This is a genomic window from Stenotrophomonas sp. STEN023 (assembly GCF_056760135.1).
The window spans coordinates 43,061-55,318 of sequence record NZ_JBRREF010000018.1; the positions used below are offsets into that span (position 1 = coordinate 43,061).

At 60.2% G+C, this 12,258-nt stretch carries 9 protein-coding genes; 3 read left to right on the top strand and 6 right to left on the bottom strand.

What is annotated here, in order from left to right; genetic code table 11:
• Positions 1-140 precede the first annotated feature (140 nt).
• Positions 141-1,805, top strand: coding sequence for an energy-dependent translational throttle protein EttA (gene ettA / locus ACVOLV_RS07645; protein ID WP_303748868.1), 1,665 nt, complete (start codon positions 141-143; stop codon positions 1,803-1,805).
• Positions 1,806-2,150: 345 nt separating this feature from the next.
• Positions 2,151-3,467, top strand: coding sequence for an NCS2 family permease (locus tag ACVOLV_RS07650; RefSeq protein WP_481553843.1), 1,317 nt, complete (start codon positions 2,151-2,153; stop codon positions 3,465-3,467).
• A gap of 33 nt (positions 3,468-3,500) precedes the next feature.
• On the opposite strand, the gene ACVOLV_RS07655 is transcribed toward ACVOLV_RS07650, so the two are convergent.
• The 6 genes from ACVOLV_RS07655 to ACVOLV_RS07680 all read right to left on the bottom strand — a co-directional run bounded on the left by ACVOLV_RS07655 (position 3,501) and on the right by ACVOLV_RS07680 (position 11,309).
• Positions 3,501-4,286 (bottom strand): DUF3667 domain-containing protein, encoded by a 786-nt coding sequence (locus ACVOLV_RS07655; protein ID WP_481553844.1) that lies wholly within the window; start codon positions 4,284-4,286, stop codon positions 3,501-3,503.
• A gap of 165 nt (positions 4,287-4,451) precedes the next feature.
• On the bottom strand, positions 4,452-5,483 hold the full coding sequence (locus tag ACVOLV_RS07660; protein ID WP_481553863.1) for a fimbrial protein: 1,032 nt from the start codon (positions 5,481-5,483) through the stop codon (positions 4,452-4,454).
• A 734-nt stretch (positions 5,484-6,217) separates the two neighbouring features.
• Positions 6,218-7,264, bottom strand: a complete 1,047-nt coding sequence (locus ACVOLV_RS07665; RefSeq protein WP_481553845.1) for a fimbrial protein — start codon at positions 7,262-7,264, stop codon at positions 6,218-6,220.
• The gene (locus tag ACVOLV_RS07670; RefSeq protein WP_481553846.1) at positions 7,255-9,834 is read right to left on the bottom strand and encodes a fimbria/pilus outer membrane usher protein; all 2,580 of its coding nucleotides are present in this window, start codon (positions 9,832-9,834) and stop codon (positions 7,255-7,257) included. The genes ACVOLV_RS07665 and ACVOLV_RS07670 overlap by 10 nt, the downstream gene beginning before the upstream one ends.
• A 136-nt stretch (positions 9,835-9,970) precedes the next feature.
• A complete protein-coding gene (locus ACVOLV_RS07675) occupies positions 9,971-10,693 on the bottom strand; it encodes a fimbrial biogenesis chaperone (RefSeq protein ID WP_481553847.1) in 723 nt (240 codons plus the stop codon).
• A gap of 76 nt (positions 10,694-10,769) precedes the next feature.
• A complete protein-coding gene (locus ACVOLV_RS07680; protein ID WP_481553848.1) occupies positions 10,770-11,309 on the bottom strand; it encodes a fimbrial protein in 540 nt (179 codons plus the stop codon).
• A gap of 423 nt (positions 11,310-11,732) precedes the next feature.
• On the opposite strand from ACVOLV_RS07680, the gene ACVOLV_RS07685 reads away from it, so the two are divergent.
• On the top strand, positions 11,733-12,098 hold the full coding sequence (locus ACVOLV_RS07685; RefSeq protein WP_481553849.1) for a hypothetical protein: 366 nt from the start codon (positions 11,733-11,735) through the stop codon (positions 12,096-12,098).
• The last annotated feature ends 160 nt before the right edge of the window (positions 12,099-12,258 follow it).

Here is a 12,258-nt window from a genome sequence, read left to right on the forward strand (position 1 = left end):
GCCTTTCCCATTCATAAATCAGCAAGCGCCCCACCTGCCGCCGCCGGCCACGCCGGGGTTCCGGTTATAATCGGGGATTCCCTTTTGCCTTTGGCCCTGTCCTCACTGGACCGGGCGCAGGCGTGCGCTACGGAGACGTCATGTCCTCGCAATACATCTACACCATGAACCGCGTCAGCAAGGTGGTCCCGCCCAAGCGGCAGATCATCAAGGACATCTCGCTGTCGTTCTTCCCCGGTGCCAAGATCGGCCTGCTGGGCCTGAACGGCGCCGGCAAGTCCACCGTGCTGAAGATCATGGCCGGCGTGGACACCGATTTCGAGGGCGAGGCCCGCCCGCAGGCCGGCATCAAGGTCGGCTACCTGGAGCAGGAACCGCGCCTGGACCCGGCCCAGACCGTGCGTCAAGCGGTTGAGGAAGGCGTGGGCGAAGTGCTGCAGGCCCAGGCCGCGCTGGACAAGATCTACGACGCCTATGCCGAGGAAGGCGCCGACTTCGATGCACTGGCAAAGGAACAGGAACGGCTGGAAGCCATCCTGGCCGCGGGCGATGCCCACACGCTGGAGAACCAGCTGGACGTGGCCGCCGACGCCCTGCGCCTGCCGCCGTGGGATGCGGTGATCGGCAACCTGTCCGGCGGTGAAAAGCGCCGCGTGGCACTGTGCCGCCTGCTGCTGCAGAAGCCGGACATGCTGCTGCTCGACGAACCGACCAACCACCTCGACGCCGAGTCGGTGGAATGGCTGGAGCAGTTCCTGGCGCGTTACACCGGCACCGTGGTGGCCGTCACCCATGATCGCTACTTCCTGGACAACGCCGCCGAGTGGATCCTGGAACTTGACCGCGGCCGCGGCATTCCGTGGAAGGGCAACTACACCCAGTGGTTGGAGCAGAAGGACGAGCGCCTGAAGCAGGAAGACAACCAGGAGAAGGCTCGCCAGAAGGCGATCCAGAAGGAACTGGAGTGGTCGCGCCAGAATGCCAAGGGTGGCCGCACCAAGGGCAAGGCCCGTCTGGCCCGCCTGGAAGAGCTGCAGAGCGTCGACTACCAGAAGCGCAACGAGACCAATGAAATCTTCATCCCGCCGGGCGAGCGCCTGGGCAACTCGGTGATGGAGTTCAAGAACGTCTCCAAGAAGTTCGGCGAGCGCCTGCTGATCGACAACCTGTCGATGATCATCCCGCCGGGCGCCATCGTCGGCATCATCGGCCCGAACGGTGCCGGTAAGTCGACCCTGTTCAAGATGATCACCGGCCAGGAAAAGCCGGATTCGGGCGAGATCGTGGTCGGCCCGACCGTCAAGCTGTCCTACGTCGACCAGAGCCGCGACGCGCTGACCGGCAACCACAACGTGTTCCAGGAAATCGCTGGCGGCCTGGACATCCTCAACATCAACGGTGTCGAGATCCAGTCGCGTGCCTACATCGGCCGCTTCAACTTCAAGGGCCAGGACCAGCAGAAGATGGTCGGCTCGCTGTCCGGTGGTGAGCGTGGCCGCCTGCACATGGCCAAGACCCTGCTGCAGGGTGGCAACGTGCTGCTGCTCGACGAACCGTCCAACGATCTGGACATCGAAACCCTGCGTGCGCTGGAAGATGCGTTGCTGGAGTTCCCGGGCAACACCTTCGTCATTTCGCATGACCGTTGGTTCCTGGATCGCATCGCCACGCACATCATTGCCTTCGAAGGCGACTCGCACGTCGAGTTCTTCCAGGGCAACTACCGCGAGTACGAAGAGGACAAGAAGCGTCGCCTCGGCGACGATGCCGGTCCCAAGCGCCTGCGTTTCAAGGCGCTGAAGTAATACCCGACAGACGGCCGCCCAGTGCGGCCGTCTGCTTTTAGCGACGGCGCTGGACAGCGCGCCATGCGCTTTGAAGCCCCTCTCCCGTTCACGGGAGAGGGGTTGGGGTGAGGGCAAGCTCTGCGCAGGAAATTGGCATCGCTTGTTTTTGTCAAAAAGCTAAAAGAGCTGAAGAGCGGGTGAAGCTCCCCCTCATCCGCCCCTTCGGGGCACCTTCTCCCGCATGCGGGAGAAGGGATAGCAAAGTCCTGCTCGCCCACGCATCACAGGCAAGCGCAGAGCCCCGCTCCGGCCCCCTCTCCAACCCAGCGAGAGGACACAGCCTGCAATCCACGGAATTCCCCCATGTCCCTGCTAGACCGAATCTTCAAACTGCAACAGCACGGCACCAGCGTCCGTACCGAGCTGCTGGCCGGTATCACCACCTTCCTGACGATGTCCTACATCGTCTTCGTCAATCCGGAAATTCTCGGCACCACCGGCATGGATCCGGGCGCGGTGTTCGTGGCGACCTGCCTGGCAGCGGCGATTGGATCGGCGGTAATGGCACTGGCGGCCAACTATCCGGTCGGCATGGCACCTGGCATGGGTTTGAATGCGTTCTTCGCCTTCACCGTGGTGGGTGCTGCCGGCCTGCCCTGGCAGCAGGCGCTGGCGGCGGTGTTCATCTCCGGCATCGTGTTCTGGGTACTGTCGCTCACCGGTATCCGCGCGTGGCTGGTGGCCGGTATTCCCGCCTCGCTGCGCTCGGCGATTGTCGCGGGCATCGGCTTGTTCCTGGCCATCATCGCGTTGCAGAAATCGAACGTGATCGTTGCCAATGAAGACACCATGCTCACGCTCGGGCCGCTCAATACCGCGCCGCCGCTGCTGGCCCTGGCCGGCTTCCTGCTGATCGCCATCCTCGAAGCGCGCAAGGTGCGCGGCGCGATCCTGATCGGCATCCTCGCCGTCACCGGCATTGGCTGGACGATCGGCTCGGTGCAGTACCAGGGCATCGTCTCGCTGCCGCCGAGCCTGGCCCCGACCTTCCTGCAACTGGATCTACCCGGCCTGCTGCACCATGACGGCGGCGCGCCGCTGGCGGTGCTGCTGCAGGTGGTGCTGGTATTCGTGCTGGTGGAAGTCTTCGACGCCACCGGCACGCTGTACGGCGTACTGGGACGTGCGGGGCTGCTGAAACTGGAAGATGGCAAGAAGCGCTTCAGCCGCGCCTTGCTGGCCGACAGCAGCGCGATTGTCGCTGGCTCACTGCTGGGCACCAGCTCCACCACCGCCTTTGCCGAAAGCGCCTCCGGCGTGCAGGTGGGCGGCCGTACCGGGCTGACCGCACTGGTGGTCGCCGCACTGTTCCTGGCAGCGTTGTTGTTCTCGCCGCTGGCGGCAATGGTGCCGTCCTATGCCACCGCACCGGCACTGCTGTTCGTCGCCGGGCTGATGCTGCGCGAGCTGGTCGAAGTGAAGTGGGATGACCTGACCGAATCGGTACCCGCCGCGCTTTGCGCACTGGCGATGCCCTTCACCTACTCCATCGCCAATGGCCTGGCGTTCGGTTTCATCGCCTACGCGGCGTTGAAGGCCGGTACCGGGCGCTGGCGCGAGGTCCACCCGGCGGTGTGGCTGGTGGCCGGGCTGTTCGTGCTGCGGTATGCACTGGAATGATTGCGGTGAACCTGCGCAGCCAACGCAGGCAGGTCAGCCAAGCGCCATGACGACGATGGTTCCCGCGAACACGAGCATTCCGCTGACCACCGAGAACAATCCCAGCGCCAACGCGCTGCGCCACACGGTCGACCATATCGGTCGCGGCTGGAAAAACTGCACCAGCGAAACCACGATGTAGATCATCCCAAGCATGCCGGCCAGCGCCTGGGTCTGCGGCAACCAGCGGTGCAGCACCACCAGCACAGACCAGATGACAAAGGTCTGCACGGTCAGCAACGTGGTTATCACCAGCCACTCGGGATAATTCAGTTTGCTGTAACGGCTGAATACCAGCCAGAACGCCAACGCTTCGACCGGCAGCAAGATCAACGTGAACGCCGCGAAGTTGGACTCTATCCAAGCGCCAACGGCACGCGAAGCAGTCATGAACCGCAGCATCTCCGGCGGCAACACCTGGCCTGCAAGCATGGCTTCGGTGGCACCGCCATCAACGATACTGGTACCGATGAGCAGGCGATTCAGCAGCAGTACCACCGCCGACATCATCGTGATCAGCAGCAGCGGTTTGACCTGGTTACCACGCTTGCCGTTGATGTAATCCCGCAGCAAGGGCCCTGGCCTGCCCATCAGTTGCTTGAGCGAATACAGGATGCCGCGGTCCATGTGCAGCACGCTGTGCTCAAGCTCATGGCCCAGGAAATGCCAGTCGATGCGGTGCGCCGGGGTCGGCTGCCCGCAGCCCGGGCAGAACTTCTGGTCCGCGCCGCCAGCGGCGCGATCACAGTTGATGCAACTGGTGTTGACGTGCATCCCCATGCACTGCCCCCTTGATGACAAGACGGCATTCTAGAACGAGGCGGAGAATCTCCGCCATCTCTTGAAAACCCACATACAACGACGAAACCCGGCGGCGCGCCAGACCGGGCCGCTGGCGACCGTCAACACCAGCGAAGATTGGCAGAACCCCGCCCAAGTTGTGCCTCAATTGTATTGGATCGTGAACGTAGCCTCGCCGTTGGCCTTGCCGGGTGTCACCCTGCCCGCCCGGGTCTGGATATAACGGGCTCGCAAAGGCAGGCTCATGGTGCTGGTACCGACTACGCTGGCGCCAAGTTCAATGGTTTCAGCGAACCGCACCGCCTTTTCGACAGTCCCATTGCGCTGCACCAGCTCGATGCCGATACCGCCGGCCGCGTTCGCAACCGCAGTCAGTGGCAATACGCCTGGCAGATTGGAACTGTCCTGCAGTGCATCCAGGCGAATCCCAATCCGGCTCTGATACTCGGCGACATTGCTGCCTTGGCAATCCAACCGGATATCGAAATCACGATTGATCGCATGCGTGCCCACTCCGCTGAACGTGCTGGCAGGCACCGATCCAAACTCGACCACGATGTTACGACTACCGGCCTGCACCGAGCAGGTTGGATTGACCACGGTAGTACCCGAACCACGGAAGGTAGAAACAAGGAGCGGCTTGATCGGGCCATCACCATCAAAATAATACGTGGTGAACCTGCCACTAGGGGCAATCAACCCCGAGCCGGTGACGGCCGCGGTCTTGACCAACTCCACCCGGAAGGTACCGCCAATCAGACTGACCGCACCGCCCGTATTCAGCGCCAAGGTATGCGGATAGAAGGTTTGAATGGAGCCGGAATCGCGATAGACACGAATGCCGATGCCAGCCACATCGGTCGCATGCACGTTGCTGAAACCCGCCAACAATGTCTGCTGCGCGGAGTTGACGTAACGGCCATTGGCACTGCCCATACCGGTGCATTGCGCGATCCGATCACGCTGATTGATGTTCACCACCAGCGCCTTGATCAGCCCCCCCACCGGCAGACTCGGCAGAACCACAACCTGTCCCATGTCCATCTGTACGTCCTGGGGCGCGAAGGCGCCTGCGTTCAACGTACACATGGCGTGCGCCGCAGGTGCCAGCGAAGCCACCACAAAACCAGACAATGCTGCCCGCAACGCGCGGGAAAGCTCGTGGATTGATGACATATTGCCTCCATCGTCATGAAAGCCGGCCATAAGGCAGCTACAGACCAGCGGTTGATAAGCGATGCCGCAACGTCAACGGCGACTGCCACCTGGCGCAATACGCAAGCGAGCAGTCGGTTCCTCAATTTTGTACAGGCCTGCGCCGTCCCCGCTGTACATGCAGCGCGGCCGAACATGCTCACAGGTATTTCGTACGTACGCAGGCTGAAATTGAATGCAGTACGATCCGACGCGTGACGTCAGCTGAAGTTGAAGATCACGTCAAAATCACGGAACCGATAACTGCTACAACGGATGCTTTGTCGCCCCACATCGCAGCAGCACCTGCTGATTTTCTGGCAGGAAAGTTGGTGATTCAGTTCAGACAGCCGGCACCTTGATCGGCATAACCAAGCACATAGGCAAGCACCTCCGTTTGCAAGTTTGATCGCACGCAATCAGGCGTGTCGACTACATCGTTGATGTCGGGTTCAACGCACGACATCACGCCTACCAAAGCCGGCCATGCACGCGAGTGCTACAGCACCAGCCGGGTTCACTCTGGGCAGACAGGCCGACCAGTACAAGGCGAGTACAACGCGACAATACACGCACTCGCGGCAGAACGCGGGGCTACCTGAGCCACGCTCACCTACACTTTCCCCGTGGCGGGCGACCGTGCACCCGGCTACGGGGTGCAATCGTCCCGACATACCAATTCAAGACCCGCCGAACGGTGATAGCACTCCAACAACTCAGTTGTACTGGATAACGAACGTCGCCATTCCTCCAGCCCGCCCTGGACCTACTGGCCCCGTCTTGGTCTGGATGTAGCGGGCGCGCAACGGCAAAACCAGCGCCCCAGCGTTCATGGCTCCCGTGGCAAGCACGATGTTCTCACCGAAACGCAGCGACTGTTCACCTACTGCGCCACGTCGAACCATCTGTATGGCTATGCCCGAAGCCGCATCGGCAGAAGCGGTCAACGGCAATACTCCCGGCAAATTCGAAGCATCCTGCTGAGCATCGACATGGATGCCGACAGTGGAGCCGACCGCACTGGAGCTCTGGCAATCAAGCTCTATGACGAAGTCGCGATTCGCAGCTACTGTACCCATACCGGAGAAAACGCTGGCGGGGACGGAACCAAAATTCACAGCGATATTCTGACTACCTGCACTGGGCTTACAGGTAGCGGGCTTGATGTTTCCCCCGCCACCACTGATGCTCAGAGAAATTATCGGCCTATCAATATGATAAACATGCTGTCCTGCAAACAACCCATTCGGCGCGACAGGTCCACTGCCAACACTTGCATTGGTCTTTATCAACTCCACAACCACGTTGGAACTTGGGATTCCGAGTGATTGAAAAGGTGAATAGGTCACATCGGCAGGATAGAACAGCGTGCTTTGCCCTCCCCCGCCAACAATGACTGTTTGTCGTATCCGCATGCCGATGCCAGGAACTGCGGTCATGAAGACAGACGTAAAACCGGGCACCATACCTGACGGCCAAAACGCATAGAACACCAATCGTGATGATAGCTGCGTAACTGCATCACAGAGGAGCGTGTTCGAACTCTTCGCAGTGACCGGGTATGCGCGCGTAAGAATCACCCCACCGACTGGCAGATTCGATGGAACACTTATCTCGCCAAGGTTGATGTCGATATTCTGGGGAAAAAAGCTTACAAGCGGATTCACCCGACAAGCCGCCGATGCACGCTGAGCACATAGCAGCGACAGCGCTGCGAGCATGGTTGCAGCGAGCATCCGCATCGATCGATCGATCACTGACATACAGTCTCCACTGAAGTCATTCCAGACTGCTCTTCACCCTGTCCAGCAGCCACCTGGTAGTCAAAAACGCATCGCTGTGACGCTTGCGCTCCCCATTCAATCTGCAGCCTGCCGCTATCGTTCTCGCTACGGACATAGAGACGCCCGCCTTGCCCAACCAAGCCAACCAGCTGCCCCTGATCATCCTTGACGGAAGCACCCAGCGGTAGCAATTTCCCCGCCGCGCCTCTCACGCTGATCAACAACGCCCGACCACTACGCGTCTGGAATCGCAGCAGACTGATAGCACCGGCGTAAGGCGCAACCGACTGGCTACTGGAATCCAATTCGACACTGCGCGACATGTCGCCGGGATCAAGGGTGATGGCATTGAGCCGATAGGGCGACACATACGGCACCACTGCATAACCGCGGCGATCCACACGCAGACCCAGCGCATTGGTCACCTGTGCATCGGCCGCTCCCGGAGCGTGCACCAACACCATGGTGTCGCCGCGATACGGGGCAAAGGTAACCCCACCACCATGCATCACCACATTGCCACTGGCACTCAGCGACAGCTGGCGGAAGTCATCCGAGTAGCCATACGCGCCATTGAGTGTTGTGTAGCGGCCACGATAGCCCGCCGTGGCCATGACGCTGGTGCTGCCGCTCCGGCTGTCCGCCAACGTCAGCCCATAGTCGAAATTGTAGTCAGCACCGGCCGAGCCGCTGATACCAATGCGGCTATTGTCATAGCCACCCGCCTGGTTGCGTGCACTACCATCCCGCATGCCAATATCCGCATTCAGCGACATCGAACGGCTACGCCTACCCAGCGGCATGCTCATGCTCAACAAGTACTGGGTATCACGCACCGCAGGCAACCCTGTCTCGGTACGTATTGCCGAGAAGCCGAGGTTTACCGCGCGCCAGGCATTGTTGTAGCCAACCTGGTACTGCACATTGTTGCCGGGGATGTCGTAGAAATCGCGTACCGACCCGGTGATGTACAGTGCCCCCCAACCTTTTGCCAAGGGCTGATTGAGGGTCAACTGGAACTGGCTGCGCTGCCGCCCAAACCGCTGCGCGTCGAATCCACGCGATATCGCATCACGGTGATTCATCGCATCCTGCAGACTGTAGTAGCCGCGGGTGGAGTACCGATATGCCGCCAGGGTGACATTGGTGCCTAACTGACCAATCAAGTTGCTGTAACTCAAGCGCATGCTTGAGCCGACCGCATCCTGACCATTCTGAAAGCGCGACCGTGCGTGCGTCATATCAAACGACAGCGCGCCTATCGGTGTCGCTAAACCGGCGCCGTACAGCAATGCACCGTAGTTATCGCTGAATAGGCCGCCGCCGTAGAGCGTCAGGCGATTGCCGATACCGCGCTGATAGGTTCCCTGCACCAACCAGGGCTCATCCAGTAGATTTTCATTGCTCACTTGGCCAACCGTGAACGCATAGCGCGACATCCCTGGCCGCAGCATCTGTGCGACCGCGCCGAACGGAACCTTGAACGAACGGGTGCGGCCATCGGCCTCGATCACACTGACTTCCAGATCACCACCGTAACCAGTGGGATATAGATCTTCGATGATGAAGCTTCCCGGCGATACCGTGCTGGAATAGATCAATTGCTGGTTCTGTCGGATCTCCACACGCGCGTTTGTCTCAGCGATGCCGCGTACAACCGGCGCGTAGCCACGCAGCGAATCGGGCAACATGCGATCGTCAGTCACCAGACTGATACCACGGTAACCAACCGAGTCGAACAACTCGCCGCTGGTGTATGCCTCACCGATGGTGAGCTCGCCACCCACACCAGCGATTCCACGCTGCGCATAGGTAGCGATGCGCTGGTAGTCGCTGCCACGACCTTCGTTCCAGGTCAGATTGGAGTCCTGCCGCAGTTGCCAGCCGCCGAGGTTGAGCCCCATGTTCAGACCAAGATAGGCACTGCGATTGCGCGACCCAAACGCACCGCGTGTCCGCCCATCCAGCATGTTGAAGCTGTAGCCAACAAAGCCTGCGTTGATCCCACGGTCCCACAACGCAGGATTGACGTAACCGCGCGCCTCATGACGCAGATTGACCTGCGGAATACTCAGGTCGTAGCGCAGAGTTCCACTGTCATAGGTACCGAAAGCATTGACCATGCGCTCCTGTATCTGCGTACATGCCGGTTCAGGACCGTGGTTGGCATCAGCTACCGGCAGGTGCTCGGTATCCACACCAAGCTCTTCAAGCAAGGCCATGTCCAGGCATGCGCCGACATCGCCTCTTTCATTGGCGCGGAACGGTAGATCCCGCCGCCCCTTCCACGTGCCATTTACGTAGATGTCGACGCGATAGTCGCCCGCCACCATCGGATTTCCGTTGGAGAAAGCGGACAGATCGACCTTGGTGCCCGATCCCGAGAGAAAGTTCGAGTCAAACTGGGCCAGCTCAGGCGCCGCAGGCCTGGCGGAAGCACCGTTTTTCAGCAGCGCCTGTTCGCCAAGATTTGCACTGGGTTCCGGCGATGCTGCCGGTGCTGCCAGGGCACCCGATGGCGCAACCATCCAGGCAACAAGCACAGACATTGACAGCCGCGCACAGCCCTCCAGTGCCGTAGCACCCAGACATCTCCGAATTGACGATGACAACCCACTCTCAATCACGCCGATATCCCTTCCGAACGATTGCGACAATCCGCTTCATCAATCACCGAGCGCTCCCTCAGTCGCCAGCCTCCAAGCTGGCAACGTTTTCCACTCTTCCACCGTAATCATTGATGGTGATGAAGCGCACTTGCGTAAGCGCACCAGGCGCATCCATCACCAGTTGTTGATTCGGGCCGACCATCGTTCCCTTGTCCTCAACGACCTTGCTTGCACCCGCCGCAACGGCGTGTACCTCGGCCAAGGTCACGTGATAGGGCGTCGGGTTATCAATCCGCAGCTTCCCATCCGCACGGCTCCAGCGCAGCTTGCCCGGTGCGTCATTCGCACTCTCAGGAAGGCCCTTCGGCCGGTAGAACAATTTGACCCGTGACCGGAACGCAACCTGCAGATAGTTCTGTTCTTCACCATCAGCTTGGGGCGACGGTGCGACATCCAGCACGTTGAGCCAGAACAGGGATTCGCGATCCGCTGGTAAGGCAGCGCCGGTAAATATCACGCGCAGCGCCTGGCTCCGCCCTGGTTCAACACGCGCGATCGGAGGCGTCAACAGAAAGGGAGCATCGCTGTTCTCTGCAGTCTGATCCGGGTTGCCGCTATCAATCCAAGCCTGCACCAGCGAGGGGGACTCGCCAACGTTATTCACCTGCACGGTTACTTCGCGCGACTGCGCCGGATAGATCACCCGCGTTCCGCTGATCACCACACCGGCCATCGCCTGCTGCCCACATGCAAGCGCAAGCGCTGTCATCAACAGCGCCCTGGGAAAGATGGATTTCATCACTGCCACTGCACCTGTTCGCGCAACTACCTCCCCCAACCGACAAGGCGTCGGCCGGGGGCCCACACAACTGCAGTCAGTTGTAGATGATCGTGTACTTCACGCTACTGGTGACCTCACCCGGTGCAGCAGCACCCTGGGCGTAGTATTCGACGGCGTAGTTCAAGGCTGCCGACCCATCTGCTGCAACGGTCACCCATTGCGAGTTGTCCTGTGCCTGACTCGCGCCCATAGCTCTCACCGGCAGTGCGAGGTTGGTGTCCCCCAACAGCTGCAGCTGCACCAGCGTTGCCGCGTTGGCGGTGGCCGTGTTGTTCAAACGACCGCTGCTGGCATCAACGGTGGCACCCGGTTCAAAGTAAGTTGCCACGTTGCCTGCACTGCACTGCGTCAGATTGATCGAGAACGGGGTGCGGCCAGCAACCTGCCCACTGGCAGCCAATGCATTGGCACCAACGGTCGGCAGCGTTACGGTGAAGTCCTTGCCCTGTGGGCTGGAAATGGTGCAAGTCTTGCTGGTGACCTCACCATTGAAGGTGATGGTGCCGTCGGCTGCGCTCGCGCCGAGCGGCGCGGCGGCCAATACGAGTACTGCGATGATGTTGACGTTGCGCATTGCGATTACCTTGCCCTGATGGAATGGAAGTGGGTACGGGGCAAGCAAGGAATTCAACGAAGCAACACTCGGTCCTTGACTCGCTTCCCGATCAGAACTCGACAACTGCTGTTCGAGAACTGGACGAAAAGTTATCAGGAACAAATGTGACGCTCTCCACATAAATTGCCAATTGGCCATTCCAATCAAGCCACCGACAGCCTATGGCAGTGCATCGCCGACGGAAGTAAACAGATACGGGCCGGTGTAATCAAAACAGATACCGCACAGTCAATCATCTGCAAAACCGCCGTGTACTGATTCCGCAGCGATTTGATCCTGATCACCCAACGTGCGTGATCTACACGGGCAGAACGTGATGTTGCCTCTTCTAAGCTGGCTCGCTCAGGCGCCTACTGAAGCCCCCAAACGAGGAGCGCTGCCATGATTCGTTCTCTCTTTGCAGGCGTTGCATTGCTCTCGAGCGCCGCCTTGGCGCAGGCCGACGGCGGTACCATCAGCTTCAGCGGTCGCATCACGAGTTCTGCATGCGCGGCCGGGTTTTTCGAAGCGGACCAGCAACTACGATTGGATGATTGCTCGCGTGCGGTGCAGGGCGCCACGGTCAGCGTGATTTCCCTGGACACCGGCGCTACCATTGTCTTGCACACCGCCAACCGCGTCCTGGAACAGGACGTTTTGATACCACCCGCACAAACCGAGGTCAGGCAGTTCTCGCAGCACTACGACCTCGCAACCACACAGCATCCACTCAACGGCAGCTATCTGGTCGCGATCAACTACCTGTAAGGTCTCTGCCCTTCCGCCCATCTGCGCGGCCGCACAGGAGCCGTGCAGATGGCAACCGCTCAAGCATTGCTGAACCGCCCACTCGCTTCATCCACACATGCTCCACAACGGCGGCACGCTCTGGGATCATGTGCAGGTCTCTGTTTACGGTGACTGCGCC

Coding starts and splice junctions, on each gene's coding strand:
- ettA (WP_303748868.1), top strand. CDS start 141: ATGTCCTCGCAATACATCTACACCATGAACCGCGTCAGCAAGGTGGTC.
- ACVOLV_RS07675 (WP_481553847.1), bottom strand. CDS start 10,693: ATGAAATCCATCTTTCCCAGGGCGCTGTTGATGACAGCGCTTGCGCTT.
- ACVOLV_RS07650 (WP_481553843.1), top strand. CDS start 2,151: ATGTCCCTGCTAGACCGAATCTTCAAACTGCAACAGCACGGCACCAGC.
- ACVOLV_RS07660 (WP_481553863.1), bottom strand. CDS start 5,483: ATGTCATCAATCCACGAGCTTTCCCGCGCGTTGCGGGCAGCATTGTCT.
- ACVOLV_RS07685 (WP_481553849.1), top strand. CDS start 11,733: ATGATTCGTTCTCTCTTTGCAGGCGTTGCATTGCTCTCGAGCGCCGCC.
- ACVOLV_RS07655 (WP_481553844.1), bottom strand. CDS start 4,286: ATGGGGATGCACGTCAACACCAGTTGCATCAACTGTGATCGCGCCGCT.
- ACVOLV_RS07680 (WP_481553848.1), bottom strand. CDS start 11,309: ATGCGCAACGTCAACATCATCGCAGTACTCGTATTGGCCGCCGCGCCG.
- ACVOLV_RS07670 (WP_481553846.1), bottom strand. CDS start 9,834: ATGTCTGTGCTTGTTGCCTGGATGGTTGCGCCATCGGGTGCCCTGGCA.
- ACVOLV_RS07665 (WP_481553845.1), bottom strand. CDS start 7,264: ATGTCAGTGATCGATCGATCGATGCGGATGCTCGCTGCAACCATGCTC.